Here is a 16,010-nt window from a genome sequence, read left to right as displayed (position 1 = left end):
CAGCCCAGCCGACCATGACCACCCCGGCCAAAGCCACCCGCGAAATCACCCTGCGCTTCCTCGCCGAGCCGGGCGACGTGAACTTTGGCGGCAAGGTCCACGGCGGCGCCGTCATGCGGTGGATCGACCAGGCCGGCTACGCCTGCGCGGTCAGCTGGAGCGGACACTACTGCGTGACGGTCTATGTCGGCGGCATCCGTTTCCTGCATCCCATCCTCATCGGCTACCTGGTGGAAGTGAATGCGCGACTCATCCACACGGGCCGCACCAGCATGCACATCGCCATCACGGTGCGGGCGGGCGATCCCCGCGAGGGCGGGTTGACCGAGACCACCCGGTGCACGATGGTCTTTGTGGCGGTGAGTTCGACGGGGGCTCCCGCGCTGGTCCACAAGTGGGTGCCGGCGACCGCGGAGGATGTCGCCCTGGAAAATTACGCGCTCAAGCAGATGGAACTGCGCCAAGCCATGGAGGCGGCGCTGGTGCCACCGGCCGGCTGACGCGCGATCAGGCGACGCCCAGCAGCACGGTGGCGTTCCAGATCATCGGCCGCGGCTCGTCGCCGAGGGTGCGTTGCGTCACGGTGCGGAATTGCGTGATGCCCAGTTCGTCCTCGGTGACGCCGCCGCGCAGCAGCGCCATGATGAATCCCTGGCAGAGCAGCAGGCCGATATGGCGCTCCGCATTGCAGCGATCGAGGTGATGCACGGCCGATTCCTTCACGAAACGGAAACGGCCGCTCTCCCGCATCCGGGTGGCGTGGCCGGATTTGTCCCAGTGCCGGAGGTTGTGCACCAGGCCGCGGGCCTGCTCGAGGCGGCGGCCCGCCCGGAAGCAGGCGTCAAAGGCCTGGTCGGCTTCCCACGATGCGGTCGTGGGCGGCCACTCGTAGTCGCACACCACGAAGATCCCGCCGGGCCGGAGGAGGCGGCCGGCCTCGGCGAAGGTCCCGGCCGGTTCCATCCAGTGCAAGGCCTGCATGCAGATGACGAGATCGGCGCTCCCGGTTTCCAGTCCGGTCTCGTGGGAAAAGCCGGCGCGAAAGGAGACATTCGGGGCCGTGGTGACTTTCTCGGCCTGGCGGCGCATGTCGGGCGTCGGCTCGATCCCGATGACGCGCGCCGCCTTGTCGGCCCAATAGCGCGTCGAGAGCCCCGTGCCGCTGCCGAGGTCAACCACCAGGCCGGGCGTCGTGGATCCCGCGTATTGCCGGACCAGGTCAGCCAGCGCCGGGGGCGGACCCGCGCGATGACGGTCATACCGGTCCGCGAAGCCGGTGAACCGGCCGATGTTGCCCGCGAAGGATGTGGAATCGGACATGGACGGATCAGTTGAGGATTGAGGGATGGGAGTGGAGAGACATGAGCAAAGACGGAGGGCGCTGGTGATACTCGCCGCCGGCCGCTACTCCAGTTTCGCCAGCTCTGCCGCCACCTCGTCGGCGCGGAGCGGGAAATAGGCCGAGGTCGGGATGAACTCCTGGCCCTCGCGGCTGAGGATGAAGCGCAGGAACTCGCGGACTTGCGGCGGCAGCGGCCGGCCCGGCTCGCGGTTCAGGCGGATATACATGTAGCGCGTGAGCGGATAGCGGCCGCTCGCGACGTCGGCGGCATTGCCGGCGATGAAGGCGCCGCCCGTTTTCGCGGCGACCGGAACAGGGCGCAGGCCCGGGCCGCCTTCCTCGAAGCCGCCGAAGGCGATCGCGCCCGGCTCGCGCGCCACGGCCGCGGCGACCTCGGCGATCGAGCCCTCGTGCACGGCGGGACTCCAGGCGCCGCCCTTGAGCACGGAAATCTGGACGGACATCGAGTTGGGTGCGATGCGATAGGGCACGTAAATCGTGATCGGCCGGTCCGCCCATTCGCCGGTGAGGCCGAGCTGGCCCCAGGTGGTGATGGCCGCGGGCGAGCCCTGCCGGCGCTCGCGGCCGAAGATCGCGTCGATCTGCGGCACGGTCAGGCCGGCGAGCGGGTTGTGCTCGTTCACAAAGATGGCCTGCGCCGTGGTGCGCTGCGGGGTGTTGAAGCCGCCGCGTGCCACGCGGATCTCGAGCGGCTCGGGCTGGCCGCGCACGGCCTGGTAGATGACCTTCTCGCCCGGCCACAGTTCGCGGCCCATCGGCGCGAGGTCGGTCTCGCCGGCGAGCAGCGCCTGGTAGCCGTTCAACGTGCCCTGGTGGGACCAGCGCGCGCCGCGGTGCACGCCGGGCTGGAGCCGGGTGAAGGCCGCCATCCATTTTTCCATGAGCGATTCCATGCCGTCGCTGCCGACGTTGGCGATCGGGCCGCTGACCTGCGCGGTCGCGCGGTAGGACGCGATGGCCGGATCGACCGGGGCGAGATAACCGGCGAGCTTGGCGCGCTCCACCGCGGCGGCGGGGGCGTTCAGGGCGAAGAAGTATTTGTAGTCCGCGACTATCTGCTGGCCCTCGCGGCTGAGCACGAAGGCGAGGAACTCCTTCGTCTTCTGCGGCAGCGGTGCGCCCGGGCGCTGGTTCACCGCGAGGTAGAGATCGCGGGTGAGGGGGTAGGTGTGGTTCGCGACCGTCGCCTCGGACGCGGTGACGAATGGCCCGGGGTCGGCTTCGGCGAGCGCGAGGGTCTTCGTGCCCGGGGCGTCCATGAAGCCGGCGAAGGCGATCGCACCCGGCGTGGCCGCCACTTTCTGCAGCGCGGCGGCCGGGTTGGGCGCGATTTCCAGCCCGGCGGTCCACAGGCCATCCTGTAGCACGCGATGCTGGAAGACGAGCGCCAGGGTCGAGTAGTCCGGCATCGCCACCGCGACGACCGGCCGGTCGGCCCACTCGCCAGCCAGGCCGAGCTGGCCCCAGGTGAGCAACGGGGCGCGGCCGCCGCGTTTGCGCTGCGCACCGAAGAGGGCGTCGAGCTGCGCGAGCGAGAGTTGCGCCAGCGGATTGGCGGCGTTGACGTAGACCGCGAGCGCGCCGGACTGCCCGGCCGGCGTGAAGCCGCCGGTGCCCACGCGGACGAGCAGCGGTTCCTTCATCATGTCGCCCTTGAACTGGTGGCCGTAGGGCGCGAGCTCGGCGGGCCACGGTTCGCGGCCGAGCGGGGCCACGTCGGTCGTCTCCAGCATGAGCGCGCCGAAGGCCGCCGCGCCGCCGGGGTGCGCCCAGCGTTCCCCGCGGGTGACGCCGGGCTGGTGCTTCTGAAAGGCCGCGAGCCAGGCGTTCATGAGCGGCTCGATCGCGTCGTCACCGACGCTGTTGAGCCCGCCGCGAACCGTCTGTTCCGGTTTATATTCCGGCAGCGCCGGGTCGAGCGGGCCCGCGGCACGGAGCGCGCCGGCCAGCAGCAGCAGCGCGACAATCCGCTTCACTTGAGCAGGGCCCGGCTGGCGTCGGCCTGCCCGGCGCGCAGCGGAACAAAGGTGGCTTGGTCGAGGACGACCTGCTGGCCCTCGCGGCTGAGCAGGAACCTGAGGAATTCCTCCAGCACCGGATCGAGCGGCTGGCCGGGGCGTTTGTTCGTGTTGAAAAAGACCAGCCGGCTGAGCGGATAGCGGGCCTGGTAGACCTCCTCTATGCCCGGCGCGACGGCGGGGCCGCCAGTTTTTACTCCGAGGCTGAGCAGCTTCACGTCATCGCCAATGTAGGCGAGGCCGGCGTAACCGAGGGCATAGCGGTCGGCGGCCACGGCCGGTGAGATCGGGAAGACCGTCTCGGTGAAATGGATGTCGGGGCGCCATTCGCCGCGCTTGGCGCCGACGCTGAGCGCGCGCTGGCGGATGAATTCCTCAAAGCCGTTCCACGGCTTCACGCCCCAGAGATGAACGGGCTTGTCCGCCCACTCGCCGGTCAGCCCCAGCTGGCCCCAGGTGGTGATGGCGCCGCCCCCGCGGTGGTGCGTGGTGGAGTAGAGGGCGTCGATCTGGTCGAAAGTGAGCTGCCGGAGCGGATTGTCCGGGTGGACGAAGAAGGCGATGGCGTCGAGGAAGCCGAAGTGCCGGTAAGTGCCGCCCGAAATGGGCGCGCTGAACGGGGGATAGCCGAACTTTTCCGCGAAGCCCGAGATGTCGGTCGGCTTCAGCTCGCGGGAGACCATGACAAACTGCAGGTCGCCCTTGATGAGCTCAAGCGCGCCAAGGCTGCCGGCGTAGGGCGGTGGCACGTCGAGGACGACCTTGGGGTAGTATTTCTGGAAGGCGGCGATCCACTGCTTGGTCAGCAGCGCGAGCACGTCGGAGGCGGCGCCCTTGAAGTGGCCGCTCAGTTCGATGTCGCGCCGCGGCACGTAGGCGGGCAGGGCGGGGTCGAGGGTGGGTTGCTGCGCCTCGGGCACGGGCAGCGTGCGGCCCTGCTGTTTCCAGAGGTTTTGCTCGGCCGGGGTGGGCGGCTGGGGCAGGGTTCGGCCGGAAAGCGGGGCAAGGGCGCACGCGAGCAGGGTGAAACAGGTGGCGAAACGCAGCGGGGTGGGCATGGGCGGGTAGGGGTCCGGGGTTGGGGAAGGCGGGCGCGAGGCCCACACACGGCAGTATCGGCGAGGCGCCTTAATCGAAGGTTAATCCTCTCCTAACAAAAATTCAGTTTGGGCGCGGGATCGCCGGGCCCCCGTCCGCCCCGGCCAGGGGGAGCTCGAAGACCACCCGGAGGCCCTTGCCGGAGGCCGGCGCCTCGGCCCAGATGCGGCCTTGGTGCAGGGTGATGATGCTGCGGCTGATGGCGAGGCCGAGGCCGCTGCCCTTGTCGTGCTGGGCCGGGTGCGCCAGCCGCACGAAGCGCTCGAAGATGCGCTCCCGCTGGTCGGCGGGTACGCCCGGGCCCTCGTCGTCCACCGCCACGCGCCAGCCGGTGGTGCCGAGCTGCGAGGTGACGGTGACGCATTTGCCCGCGGGCGTGTAGCTCAGCGCGTTGGCCAGCAGGTTGAGCAGCACCTGCCGGAGCCAACGGGCGTCGAATTCCACCCGGCCCTCGCCGCCATGGATGTCGGCGAGGCGCACGCCGCGGCTGTCGGCGAGCACCCGGGCGTCCTGCGCGAAGTTTTCCATGAAGACCCGCGGGTCCTGCGGGCGGCGATCAAGGGTGATGGCGTCGGCCTCGGCACGGGACAGGAAGAGCAGCTCCTCGATGATCGTATTGAGGCGGTTGATTTCCTCGAGCACGATATGGAGCGACTCCTCCTGCGCGGGGTTGAGACCGCCGTCCATCAGCATCTTCTCGGACTGGAGGCGCATCAGCGAGAGCGGGGTCTTGAGTTCATGCGAGGCCTCCGCGGTGAACCGCCGCACCTGGTTGAAGGACGACTCCAGCCGGTCGAACATCTGGTTGAGGAGCCGGGCCAGGTCGGAAATCTCGTCCTCCACCGGGGCGACCGGGATGCGCTCGCTGAGGTTGTCGGAGCTGATGTGGTTGGCGGTCTCCTGGATCAGGCGCACGGGGCGCAGCGCCACGCGGCTCAGCCCGTAGCCGATGCCGGCGCTGGCCAGCAGCATGAACACCAGCAGGACGCCGGAGATTTCGTCGTAGCCCTTGATGGTCTCCGCGACCTGCACCTTGGGGGTGGCGATCAGCACGCTTAACGGGCCGAGGGCAAACTCGCCCACGCGGAGCTCGCCGAGGTCGTCCAGCATCACGTTGAAGGTGCGTTTGGCGGGCACCAGGCGGGAGTCGGAATTGCGGTAGCTGAAGACGGCGGCGAAGAAATTGGCGGAAAAATCCGGCTTGAAAGCGACGCGGGGAATGCTGCGGCGGCCGAGATTGCGCGAACTGTAGACGGCCCCATCGCCGGGTTGGTGGAGTTCGATGTAGAAGCGGGCGTAGGCCGGCTCATTGCCATCACGCATGCGCTCGCGGATCTCGGCGGGGGTGAGGGCGCCGGGATCGGGGCCGAAGTGCTCCTTGACCTGCTCGAACTGGGTGGCGTTGAGGAGGTCGAGGCTGCGGATGACGTGTTGTTCCAGCAGGTAGCGGCCGGCGCGGAACAGCAGCGCCAGGGTCAGCACCGAGGCCAGCGCATACCAGAAGGCCAGGCGGACACCGACCGACTTCATGTCAGCTGGTAGCCGACGCCGCGCACGGTCTTGAAGAGCGGCTTGGCGGGGTCGGCCTCGAGCTTGGTGCGCAGCTTGCTCATGTAGACGTCGAGCAGGTTGGTATCGACGTCATAGTGCGACTCCCAGATTTTCTCACAGATGAGGGTGCGGGGCAGCACGCGGCCGGCGTTCTGCAGGAAGACCTCGAGCAGGGCGAACTCCCGCGTGGTCATCTCCACAGACGTGCCGTTCTGCGTGACGGTGCGGGCCAGCAGGTCGACCCGGATGCCGCGGTGTTCGAGCACGGTTTCCTTGGTCGTCGCCTGGCGCCGCAGCAGGGAGCGGACGCGGGCGAGCAGCTCCTCCAGACTGAAAGGCTTGGGCAGGTAGTCGTCGGCGCCGAGGTCCAGCCCGCGGATGCGGTCCTGGACCGTGTCGCGGGCGCTCAGGATCAGCACCGGCTCGTTGAAGCCGCTCTGGCGCCATTCGCGCAGCAGATCGAGCCCGTCGCCGTCGGGCAAGCCGAGGTCAAGGATGATGCCGTCGTAGTGTGTTTCGCACAGGGCGTCCCGGGCCTCGGCGCAGTTTTGCGCCCAGGTGGTGGTGTAGCTGTGCTCGGACAGGCCTTTCTTGAGAAACTGGCCAAGGCGCTTCTGGTCTTCGACCACGAGGATTTTCATGGGGCTGGGGGTGGGGAACCTACCCGGAAGATGGGCCACGGGAGGGTCCGGGCGCCAGAGCAAATTACCGATTTAAGCCTCGGCCGGCTAAGTCACGCCCACCCGCACCCGCGCGCTCCAAAGGAAGGGGCGCGGGGCCTCCCCCAGGTTTTGCCCGGCGATCTGGCGCAGGGCGGGGATGCCGAGGGCGGCTTCCGTGACGCCCTTTTTCAGGAGGCTCTGCACGAAGCCCTGGCTGAGGAGCAGACCGGTGAGCCGGTCCGCATTGCCCCGGTCGATGTGATGCACGGCGATTTCCTTCACGTAGCGGAAACAGCCGCTGGCCTCCATGCGCGCCAGATGGCCGGCCTTGTCCCACCGTTGGAGTCCGGCCTCGACCTGGAGTTCCCGGCCAAGCTCGCGCGCAGTGCGCCAGCACGATTCGAAAGCGGCGTCCGCCTCCCACGAGCCGGTGGCGGGCGGCCAGTCATAGTCGCAGGCCGCAAAGACCCCGCCGCGCACCAGAATCCGGTTCACCTCGGCAAAGGTGGCCGTCGGTTCCATCCAGTGCAGGGCTTGCATGCAGCAGGCGATTTGCGCGCATCGGGCCCGCAGGCCGGTGGCATGGGAGTAGCCCGCGTGATAGGACACGTTGCGCGCTCGCGTGACCGTCGCGGCCTGCCGGATCATATCGGGCGTGGGTTCGATACCGGTGACGCGTTCCGCGTGGTCTGCCCAGTAACGGGTGGAGAGGCCTGTGCCGCAACCCAGATCGATCACGAGCGCGGGCCGGGACATCCCCGAAAACCGGGCCAGCAGTTCCGCCAGCACCGCCGGGGGCGAGGCGCGGTGGCGGTTGTAGAGGTCGGCAAAGCCGGTGAAGCGTGCAAGGTTCGGTGAAAAATCAACAGCAGGCATGGGAAGATTCCGGTTTGTCCGGCCCGGAGCAGGGCCCGGGCGGCCCGCCCTGCCGGGCCCGCCAGGGCCGAACAACAGCGGGGCGGGACATCGTCCTGCCCCGCGAAGTGAGGGCCCGCCCCGCCGGGGACCAGACTGGCCATGCGGGGCGGATTCCGGGGCCGGATCAGAACGGAAAGCGCACCGAAGCGGTGATCTTGCGCGGGGAGCCGGGCACCACGTCGGTCGGGGCATCGCCGCCGGCGATATAGGACTTGTCGGTGATGTTGTAGATGTTCACGGCGAAGTCATACCGGTGCCACTTGTAGTAGAGGGCCAGGTCGGCGCGGGTGACGGATGGGATGGTGAGTTTGGCCGTGTCGCGGTTGTCGAGGACCAGATTCTGCTGGCCCGTGTAGATGATGCCGAAACCCACGCCGAAGCCGCGCAGGGAACCCGAGGTGAAGTTATAGCGTGTCCAGAAATTCGCGCTCTGCTTGGGCGCGTTGGCCAGCTGGGCGTCGATCAGGTTGGTGGCGGCGGACTGGGTGACCTTCGCGTCGTTGTAGCTGATGCCGACCTGATTCTGCCAGTTCGGCACCGGCTGGTAGTTGAGCGACAGTTCCACGCCCTTGCTCTGACTCGCGAGCGTCCGGTAAACCTGGATGCCGGTGACCGGATCGAACACGTTCGGGACGGGCTCGATGACGTTCTCGCGGGTGATATCATAGAGGGACAGGAGGACGCCGAGCTTGCGCTCCATGAAATCGGCCTTCATGCCGATTTCCTTCTGGTTCGCGGTCTCCGGTCCGGGCTGCGGGGCGCCTTGGGCGACGCCCTGCGGCGGGGTCGGCTTGAACGACTTGGCGAAGCTCGCGTAGAACGACAGCGTGTCGTTCACCTCATAAACCAGGCCGAAGGAGGGCACCGTGGACTTGGGGTGGTTGGCCTGGCCGGGATTGACCACGTTGCCGGTCGAGAGGAGGACCGCCGAGTCCGTGTATTTGGTGTCGTACTTTTCGGTGTGCACGCCGACGTTCGCGCGCCAGTGCTTGCCCATGGAGATCTGGTCCGAAACATAGGCGCCAAGGTTGTAATATTTCGAGATGGCGATCTGGGTCGGTCCGGTGCCCGTGGTCGAATTGACGGTCGGGTAGGTCGTCAGGTTGTGGACCGGGTGGTAGACGCTGATGGGGGCGCCGATGGTGTTCTGGAAGATCCAGCGGGTGAAGTTGTGCGTCTCATAGCCGCTGTTCAGGCCGAACAGGAGGGTCTGCTTGAAGGTCTCGGGGCCGAAAGTGCCGTAGAGATTGAGGTCGAGATAGGTGTAGCGCCGGCGGTTCCAAGTGTCGCGCAGCCGCTGCGTGATCGTGCTGGCGTCGAGGGGGGTGGTGACGTTGATGCTCCGGTTCTCCAGGAGCCGGCGGCCGTCGGTGTGCTGCACGTCGCGGGAATTGAACTTCAGCGTCCATTGGTTCTGGAAGTGGTGGACGAACGAGAGATTGTAGACGTCGCCGAGCTCGTAGGACTTGTTCTCCGGATCCTGGTAGACCAGGGAATGATCGGTCGGCACGTTGGCCGCCAGGTTGAGGGGCGCCACCAGCGCCTGGTCCTGGATCGCGAAGCGGTGCTCGCGGTGGAACTCGAGCTTGAGGGTCGCCTCGGTGTTCTCGTCGAACCGGTAGGTAAGGGAGGGGAAGATGTAGTAATTCTTGGACCAGTCGAACTGGCGCCACGTGGGGGCGTCCTCATACGAGGCGATGAAACGATACAGCCAGTGCTTGCCGGCATCGAGCGGCCCCGTGCTGTCGAGCGAGGCCGAGTAACCCATGCTGTTCGTGCCCTGGCTTCCGGCGAAGCTGCCCACGGAAGTGGACAGGCTGTGGCTGGTCTTCACCGCCGGCTGCTTGGTGACGATGTTGATGAGGCCGCCCGGGTTCATCGCGCCGTAGAGGACGGAGTTGGGTCCCTTGAGCACCTCGACCCGGTCGACGTTGGCGGTGGTGGGCGAACCGAAGCGGGACGCGCCGCCCGGCAGGCCGTCCGTCTGCAGGTTGTTGATCATCGTGTTCGTCGCGCTGTTGGTGTAACCGCGCAGCGTGAAACCGGCGGCGGCGGGGCCCTCGCGCGTCATGCCGACGATGTAGGGGTAGAGGTCGTCCAGGGCCGTCGCCACCTTGTCGTTGATGAACGAGGTGTTGAGCACCTGGAGCGTGGCCGCCAGGTCCTTCATGTCGATGGGCATCTTGCTCGACGACATGCTGCGGTCCTCCTTGTAGGTGTCGATGGCCGTCGTGACCTTGTAAGTGTCGAGGGTCACCGTGTTTTCCGGCTCGGCCGAGGGCGTGGGGTCGGCCGCGAAGGCAGTGAGGCGGCAGGTCAGCAGACCGAGTGAAAGCAGCGCGAGCCGGCTGAAAACACGGCCCGAAGCCGTGGCAAGTGGGGTGGTTTGGTTCATGCAGGGTGGTGGGGTTCCTGCCTGAGACGATCTCGCCCCGGCAACACACTAAGGTTTTCTTTGCCCAAATCGCACCCCCCGGCCGGCAGGCGGCCCGACCTGCATGGCGCAAGCGGGCGCTAGAAGGCGTAGCGCGCTGACACGGTGATCTTGCGGGGCGCTCCCGGCACCACATCGAGTTCGGTGTCCGCACTGGCGATGTAGGACTTGTCCAGGAGGTTGGTGATATTCAGGCCGAGATCCCCGCGCTTCCACTTGTAGTAGAAGGCCAGATCCAGGCGGAAATTGGACGGAATCTGCATGCTCTGCGCGGGAATGTTGCTGAGCAGGCCGGGCCGGTCGCCCGTGAAGATCAGGCCGAGGCCCACGCCAAAACCGCGCAGGGCGCCCTGCGGCACATTGTAGCGGCCCCAAAAGTTGGCGCTATGGCGGGGGGCGTTCGGCACCCGGGCGCCCAAGGTTGCCGGATCCGACGATCCGGTGATCTTCGCGTCATCGAAACTGTAGCCCAGCTGCATCTGGCAATAGGGCCGGGGCTGGTAGTTCACGGACAGTTCGACGCCCTTGCTCTCCTGCGCGGTCTGGCGGAAAAGCGGAGCGTTGGTGACGGGATCGAACGAGAGCGGTATCGCCTGGGTGACCCCATCCCGCTTGATGTCGTAGACGGACAGCAGGACGTCGAGCGTGTTGGCAAGAAAGTCGAGCTTGGCGCCAACCTCAACCTGTCCGGCCTTTTCCGAGGGCAGGGTGGCGGCCGCCGGGTGCGTGGGAGTGGGGAGCGGGGCGGATTGGGGGGGCGTCGGCTTGAATCCCTGGCCGTAGCTGGCGTAGAACGATGTCGTATCGTCGGGTTGGTAAACCAAGCCGACCGAAGGCACGGTGGCCTTGGGCTTGTTGGTTTGCCCGGGGTTCACGACCGTGGTCGTCCGCTTGATGAAGGCGGAGTCGTAATACCTCGTGTCGTAGGACTCGTGGCGGAGGCCGGCCGAGGCCCGCCAGTGTTGCCCGATCTTCATCTGGTCCGACACGTAGGCGCCGTAGTTGTAATAGTGGGAGACGGCGTCCTGCGGCTGGTTGTTGGTCAGGTCCACCACGCCCAGCTCGTAAGGCTGCGGCCGGACGTTTTGCACCGGATGGTAAACATTGATCGCGCCGGGAAGATCCACGGAGAACAGGCGGTGGAACTCGTGGGTTTCATAACCGGCACTGAGACCGAACAGCAGCGTGTGCTGGAATGTCTCCGGCCCGACCGTTCCGTAAACATTCAGATCGTAGTAGGCATAGCGCCGGGTGTTTATGGAGTAGCGGTAACGCTGCACGATCGAGCTGTCTTCCACGGGCAGCACGCTCCTGAGCGTGTGACTCTCATCCAGGGTGCGACCGTCCCCGTGTTGCACGTCCCGGACGTTGAGCTTCAGGGTCCATTGGTTGTCGAACCGGTGGCGGAACACGAGATTGTAGGTCTCGGCCTTGTCGTATTCCTCGTTGTTCCGGTCGGTGTAGGACAGGGAGTGATCCGCCGGCACATTGGCGATGAGCAGGAACGGCGCCGCCAGATAGGAATCCTGGGAGGAATAACGGCGCTGCCGGTCGATCTCGATTTTGAAGGTCACTTCCGTGTCCGGGTCGAAACGGTAGGTCAGGGAGGGATAGAAGTAGTAATTTTTGCCAAAATCGAACTGCCGGAATCCGTTCAGATCCTCGTAGGACGCGATGAAGCGATACAGCCAGTGCCGGCCCTCGTCGAGCGGCCCCGTGCTGTCCAGGGTGGCGGTAAGACTGACGTCCTGGCCGAGTGGGCTGTGCTGGCCGGCAAAACTCGCCGCCGAGATGACAAGAGAGCTGCCCGGCTTCACCGACGGCTGCTTGCTGATGATGTTGATGATGCCGCCGGGGTCCATGACGCCGTTGATCACGGAGCTCGGGCCCTTGAGCACCTCCACCCGGTCGACATTGGCGGTCGGGGGTGAGCCGAAGCGGGACGCCCCGCCCGGCAGGCCGTCGAACTGGATGTTGTTGATCATCGTATTGGTGAAATTGTTGCTGAAGCCGCGCAGCGTGAAGCCGGAGGCGGCCGGGCTTTCCCGGGTCATGCCGACGACATAGGGGTAGAGGTCCTCCAGGGAGCGCGCCTGCTTGTCCTCGATGAACGACGCGTTGAGCACCTGCACGGTGCCGGCGACGTCCTTCGTGCTCATCGGGGTCTTGCTGCCGGCCGTGGTGGTGGCTTCCCGGTAGGTGCCCACGCTCGTGGTGACCGTGAAAGTGTCGAGATGCAGCACCCTTTCCTCATCGATCTTGGCCGCCTTGGGTCCGACCGGCGCGGCCGGGGAGGCGGGTTGCCGTTGCACGATGAGGGCGCCGGATTGTTTGTCCCACACCACGGTAAGCGCCGTGTTGGCGGTCAGGAGATCGAACGCCGCTTCCGGGGTGAAATCACCCTTGACCGCATTGGTTTTCACCCCGCGCACGAGCTTGGCCGGGAACACGATTTCCATGCCGGCCTGCTGCGCCGCGCGCTTCAGCGTGCTGATGGCGTCCCCGGCGGGGACGTCGAAGACCCTGGTGGCGCCTTGGGAGGCGGTGACCATGGCCGCGGGCAGCAGGGCCGGCAGAACTGTCCACCAAAGTGCGGCCAACCAACACAAACCACGGCAGGTAACCGCGGCATGGGGTATGAATTGATGCATGGCGAGAGGCGGCGGAGTCACCCAACACGTTTCCCGGAGGAGATTAGGCAAGAACCGTCCCCCGTGGGCGAGGACGTTCGTGAAGAAAATGCGGGGTGCATTTTGTCCGCCTCGTCCGCCGCCTGGCTCCTACCGGACTTTGTGCAGCACGATCTCGTGTTCGCCGCGGCGCTCGGCCCGCACGTCGCCGGTCAGCTCCAGCGTCCGGACAAAGCCTTCGATGTTGTCCGAGCGGATTGAGGCCACGATGGGCAGGCTTTCGAGTTCCGGGTCGGCGATGACGAGCCGGATGCCTTGGGTGGCCCCGGTGCGCCGGTTGAATTCGGCCACCACCTTGGCGAGGGCCGTGGACGAGAAATCCAGCAGTTGCGGCTGCCAGGCGAGCCGCTGCGCCATTTCCTCCGGGGAGACGTCCAGCACGCGGGGCGGCGGGGCGGCCGGGGCAAAGGAGATCACGGTCCGCTGGCCGGCGGCGAGCACGGGCACGGAGGCCGCGGGCAACTGGACCTGCACGTGGCCCTCGGTCACCAGCACCTCGACCGATTCCGGGTCGAGCCGGACATCGAAGGCGGTGCCGACCGCCCGCACATCGACGCCGTTGGCGCGGACAATGAATGGACGCAGGGGGTTTTTCGCCACGGCGAAATGGGCTTCGCCCCGCACCAGGTGCACCCGGCGTTCGGCCGGCGTGAATTCGACCTCGATGGCCGCGCCCCGGTTCAATTCCACTTCCGAGCCATCGTCCAGCACGCGGTGCTGGATGGCGGTGGCCGTGGTCAAAGCGGTCCAGTCCTCGGCGGATTTCGCCCAGGGGCGCCACACCGCGAACAGCAGGGCCAGGCCGGCGGCCACCGCCGCGGCGGCCGGCCAGAGCCAGCGAGGGCCGGCGCGGCGGCGCGCCAGGAGATCCGGGTTTGGTTCACTGCTGTGCTCCGGCCGCCATTCGGCCAGCAGGTTGAAATCGCGCCAGGTCCGGTCGTGAATCGACAGCCACTCGCCGTGCCGGGGGTCCTCGGCCAGCCATTGGAAAAACTCATCCTGCTCCTGCGCCGTGAATCCGCGGTCGCGGCGCACCAGCCATTCCGCGGCGGCGAGGTCGATGGGTGATTCGGGCCGGTCTTGCGGCGGTTGCTCGTTCACGGCCGGCCTCCTCTTTCCCGGCGATGGCGGGCGAAATGGGCCGTGCACTTGTGCAAGGCGATCGTCAGTTGGGCGGACACGGTGTGTTCGGAGATGCCCAGCTGGGTGGCGATGTCTTGCTGGGACATGCCGTAGACCTTCCGCAAGGTGAACACCTGGCGGCAGCGGTCGGGCAATGACTGGATGACTTCGGTCAAGAATTCCAATTCCTGGTTGTGGGCGACCAGGTCGGGAATGCTGGTGCCTTCCTCCAAGACGGCCTGCGTGTCGGTTTCCACTAAGGAAATCATGGGCACGATCTTCTGGCGGCGCACCTGGTCCAGCGCCAGGTTGCGCGCCGTGGCAAAAAGAAACGCCTTCGGGGACTGCACTTCGCCGCGTGCCCAAGCCTGGCAAACCCTCACCAGGGCTTCCTGCACGAGGTTGTCGATGTCACATTCGGGGGGAAACCGGCTTTGCAGCCACGCGCGCAGCATGGCCTGATGGGGCTGCACTTCGGTGGCGAACCACCGGGCTTGGCTGGAATCTTGGGGGGGCAAGGGGCGGCTGTGCCCCGGGCACAGCGTCGATGAGTATGCATGGACCGCCTGAAATGGCCATGAACTTTCCCTGAATAATTTTTAATTTCCGCCGGCGCGGCGTCGGGGCCTCGCGGAACCTGAATACAATTTCAGCGGACATTAATATTGAGGCAAGCCGGCCGGCCAATAGTCAGGGCCATGGCCCATACCCCCGATCGCCTTCACCTGCTGCTTCTAACCGGTGTGCTCTGGCCGGCCGCCCTGTGCGCCCAGACCGGACCCACCGTCGAGGAGCGGTTGCAGGCGCTGGAGCAGCAGGTCCAGGGCCTGACGCGGGAAAACGCCGATCTGAAAAAGCAGCTCGGGTGGAAGGACGCCACCCCGCCCGTGCTGCCCCAGCCGGGTGGTACGGAGGCGAGGCTGGTGGTGGGCGGCTTTCTCCAAGGGCAGGCGGAATTCGGCCGGGCGTCGGATCCGCGCTGGGCCGGCGTGCGCGACCGGTTCTATTTCCGCCGCGCCCGCATCTACCTCGCCGGCAGTTTCGCGGAGGACTTTGATTTCAAGGCCGAGCTCGACCTGCAGGGCAACACCCTCGGGGCCGGCACCGGCCAGCTCGCCCGCGCCAACGAGGTCTTCATCAACTGGCGCAAGTATCCGTTCGCCAACCTGCGCTTCGGCCAGCTCAAGCCCGCCTACGGCGGCGAGGCCCTCGCGAGCGACACCAAGATCCCGACGATCGAGCGGTCGCTGGCCAACGACCGCCTGACCGAAAGCCGGCAACTGGCCGTCGCCGCGATCGGCGATCTGCCCGGCAAGCAGGTCTCTTACTATGCCGTTGTCGCCAATGGCAACGGCACCAACGTCAGCGCGAACGACAACAGCAAGTTCCAGAAATCCCTGCGCGTGACTTATACGCCCGTGGCCACCGCGGCCGACAAGCTGACCTTCGGGGTGGACGGGCTCTGGACGGATGATGTCGGCGTGGCCAAGAGCGACCTGGGTTTCACCGGCAACTTGTTTACGGGCCGTCGGGCGATGCGCGGCGCCGACCTGCTCTGGTCGCACGGCCCGCTCGACCTGAACGCCGAGTGGCTGCGCGGCACCTTCCAGCCTACGGCGGCGGTCCCGGCGGCGAAGTTCGACGCCCAGGGCTGGCAGGTCACCGCGGCGTATTTCGTGATCCCCGGCCGGCTGCAGGCGGTGATCCGCGGCGAGGAATTCGACCCGAACACGTCGGTGGGCGGCAACACCGTGCGCTCGTATACCCTCGGGTTGAATTATTTCGTGAAGGGCGACGACATCAAGCTGGCCGTCGACTATCTCCACGGCCAGGTGCCGGGCTCCACGACCGATGGCGGCCGGCTGCTGACCCGGGTGCAGGTGGTGTTCTGACGCACGCCGCGGCGGCGCTCACTTGTAGTGCTGCGCGACCTTCCAGCCGACGTAGACGCCGAGGACGCTGCCCACTCCGCTCAGGAAGAAGGAGCCGAGCGAAAAAGCCTCCATGCCAAACAGCGTGGCGAGCAGGCCGCCCAGGGTGCCGAAAATTGTCGTGCCGGCGAAAATGCAAAGCTTGTTCACGTCGGCCAATATGACGGGTTGGTTTTTACACGCGAGCCGCAATGCGCTGCCGCTAATGATTAAAGGAATTTAA

Annotated in this window: 13 protein-coding genes; 2 read left to right on the top strand and 11 right to left on the bottom strand. The window is 66.6% G+C overall.

Annotated elements, in window-relative coordinates; all coding sequences use genetic code 11:
• Positions 1-14 precede the first annotated feature (14 nt).
• A complete protein-coding gene (locus BLU29_RS06140) occupies positions 15-500 on the top strand; it encodes an acyl-CoA thioesterase (RefSeq protein WP_091055963.1) in 486 nt (161 codons plus the stop codon).
• 7 nt (positions 501-507) lie between these two features.
• Here BLU29_RS06140 and BLU29_RS06135 read toward each other — a convergent pair whose 3' ends face one another.
• From BLU29_RS06135 to BLU29_RS06090, 10 genes are all read right to left on the bottom strand, one after another.
• A complete protein-coding gene (locus tag BLU29_RS06135) occupies positions 508-1,320 on the bottom strand; it encodes a class I SAM-dependent methyltransferase (protein WP_091055962.1) in 813 nt (270 codons plus the stop codon).
• An 84-nt stretch (positions 1,321-1,404) separates the two neighbouring features.
• The gene (locus tag BLU29_RS06130; protein WP_091055960.1) at positions 1,405-3,339 is read right to left on the bottom strand and encodes a substrate-binding domain-containing protein; all 1,935 of its coding nucleotides are present in this window, start codon (positions 3,337-3,339) and stop codon (positions 1,405-1,407) included.
• Positions 3,336-4,439: a substrate-binding domain-containing protein gene (locus BLU29_RS06125; RefSeq protein WP_091055958.1), complete on the bottom strand. Its 1,104-nt coding sequence runs from the start codon at positions 4,437-4,439 to the stop codon at positions 3,336-3,338. Before BLU29_RS06125 ends, BLU29_RS06130 begins: the two co-directional genes overlap by 4 nt.
• A 103-nt stretch (positions 4,440-4,542) precedes the next feature.
• Positions 4,543-6,009 (bottom strand): ATP-binding protein, encoded by a 1,467-nt coding sequence (locus BLU29_RS06120; RefSeq protein ID WP_091055957.1) that lies wholly within the window; start codon positions 6,007-6,009, stop codon positions 4,543-4,545.
• A complete protein-coding gene (locus tag BLU29_RS06115) occupies positions 6,006-6,671 on the bottom strand; it encodes a response regulator transcription factor (protein ID WP_091055955.1) in 666 nt (221 codons plus the stop codon). The genes BLU29_RS06120 and BLU29_RS06115 overlap by 4 nt, the downstream gene beginning before the upstream one ends.
• 87 nt (positions 6,672-6,758) lie before the next feature.
• A complete protein-coding gene (locus BLU29_RS06110; RefSeq protein ID WP_091055954.1) occupies positions 6,759-7,568 on the bottom strand; it encodes a class I SAM-dependent methyltransferase in 810 nt (269 codons plus the stop codon).
• 166 nt (positions 7,569-7,734) lie between these two features.
• Positions 7,735-10,005 carry a TonB-dependent receptor gene (locus BLU29_RS06105; RefSeq protein ID WP_091055952.1) on the bottom strand — a complete coding sequence of 757 codons (2,271 nt, stop codon included), beginning with the start codon at positions 10,003-10,005 and terminating at the stop codon, positions 7,735-7,737.
• A 119-nt stretch (positions 10,006-10,124) separates the two neighbouring features.
• On the bottom strand, positions 10,125-12,596 hold the full coding sequence (locus tag BLU29_RS06100; protein ID WP_157693670.1) for a TonB-dependent receptor: 2,472 nt from the start codon (positions 12,594-12,596) through the stop codon (positions 10,125-10,127).
• A 228-nt stretch (positions 12,597-12,824) separates the two neighbouring features.
• Positions 12,825-13,835 (bottom strand): FecR domain-containing protein, encoded by a 1,011-nt coding sequence (locus BLU29_RS06095; protein WP_172830223.1) that lies wholly within the window; start codon positions 13,833-13,835, stop codon positions 12,825-12,827.
• Positions 13,832-14,374 carry a sigma-70 family RNA polymerase sigma factor gene (locus BLU29_RS06090; RefSeq protein ID WP_157693669.1) on the bottom strand — a complete coding sequence of 181 codons (543 nt, stop codon included), beginning with the start codon at positions 14,372-14,374 and terminating at the stop codon, positions 13,832-13,834. The genes BLU29_RS06095 and BLU29_RS06090 overlap by 4 nt, the downstream gene beginning before the upstream one ends.
• Positions 14,375-14,554: 180 nt before the next feature.
• On the opposite strand from BLU29_RS06090, the gene BLU29_RS06085 reads away from it, so the two are divergent.
• Positions 14,555-15,748: a porin gene (locus BLU29_RS06085; RefSeq protein WP_091055946.1), complete on the top strand. Its 1,194-nt coding sequence runs from the start codon at positions 14,555-14,557 to the stop codon at positions 15,746-15,748.
• A gap of 18 nt (positions 15,749-15,766) precedes the next feature.
• Here the strand turns inward: BLU29_RS06085 and BLU29_RS06080 are convergent, their stop codons facing one another.
• Positions 15,767-15,937 carry a hypothetical protein gene (locus BLU29_RS06080; RefSeq protein ID WP_157693668.1) on the bottom strand — a complete coding sequence of 57 codons (171 nt, stop codon included), beginning with the start codon at positions 15,935-15,937 and terminating at the stop codon, positions 15,767-15,769.
• Positions 15,938-16,010 lie beyond the last annotated feature (73 nt).

The organism is Opitutus sp. GAS368 (assembly GCF_900104925.1).
Taxonomy (GTDB): Bacteria; Verrucomicrobiota; Verrucomicrobiia; order Opitutales; family Opitutaceae; genus Lacunisphaera.
This window is presented reverse-complemented; position numbering and strand designations above follow the sequence as displayed.

Coding starts and splice junctions, on each gene's coding strand:
- BLU29_RS06100 (WP_157693670.1), bottom strand. CDS start 12,596: ATGGTCACCGCCTCCCAAGGCGCCACCAGGGTCTTCGACGTCCCCGCC.
- BLU29_RS06105 (WP_091055952.1), bottom strand. CDS start 10,005: ATGAACCAAACCACCCCACTTGCCACGGCTTCGGGCCGTGTTTTCAGC.
- BLU29_RS06120 (WP_091055957.1), bottom strand. CDS start 6,009: ATGAAGTCGGTCGGTGTCCGCCTGGCCTTCTGGTATGCGCTGGCCTCG.
- BLU29_RS06135 (WP_091055962.1), bottom strand. CDS start 1,320: ATGTCCGATTCCACATCCTTCGCGGGCAACATCGGCCGGTTCACCGGC.
- BLU29_RS06140 (WP_091055963.1), top strand. CDS start 15: ATGACCACCCCGGCCAAAGCCACCCGCGAAATCACCCTGCGCTTCCTC.
- BLU29_RS06115 (WP_091055955.1), bottom strand. CDS start 6,671: ATGAAAATCCTCGTGGTCGAAGACCAGAAGCGCCTTGGCCAGTTTCTC.
- BLU29_RS06110 (WP_091055954.1), bottom strand. CDS start 7,568: ATGCCTGCTGTTGATTTTTCACCGAACCTTGCACGCTTCACCGGCTTT.
- BLU29_RS06125 (WP_091055958.1), bottom strand. CDS start 4,439: ATGCCCACCCCGCTGCGTTTCGCCACCTGTTTCACCCTGCTCGCGTGC.
- BLU29_RS06085 (WP_091055946.1), top strand. CDS start 14,555: ATGGCCCATACCCCCGATCGCCTTCACCTGCTGCTTCTAACCGGTGTG.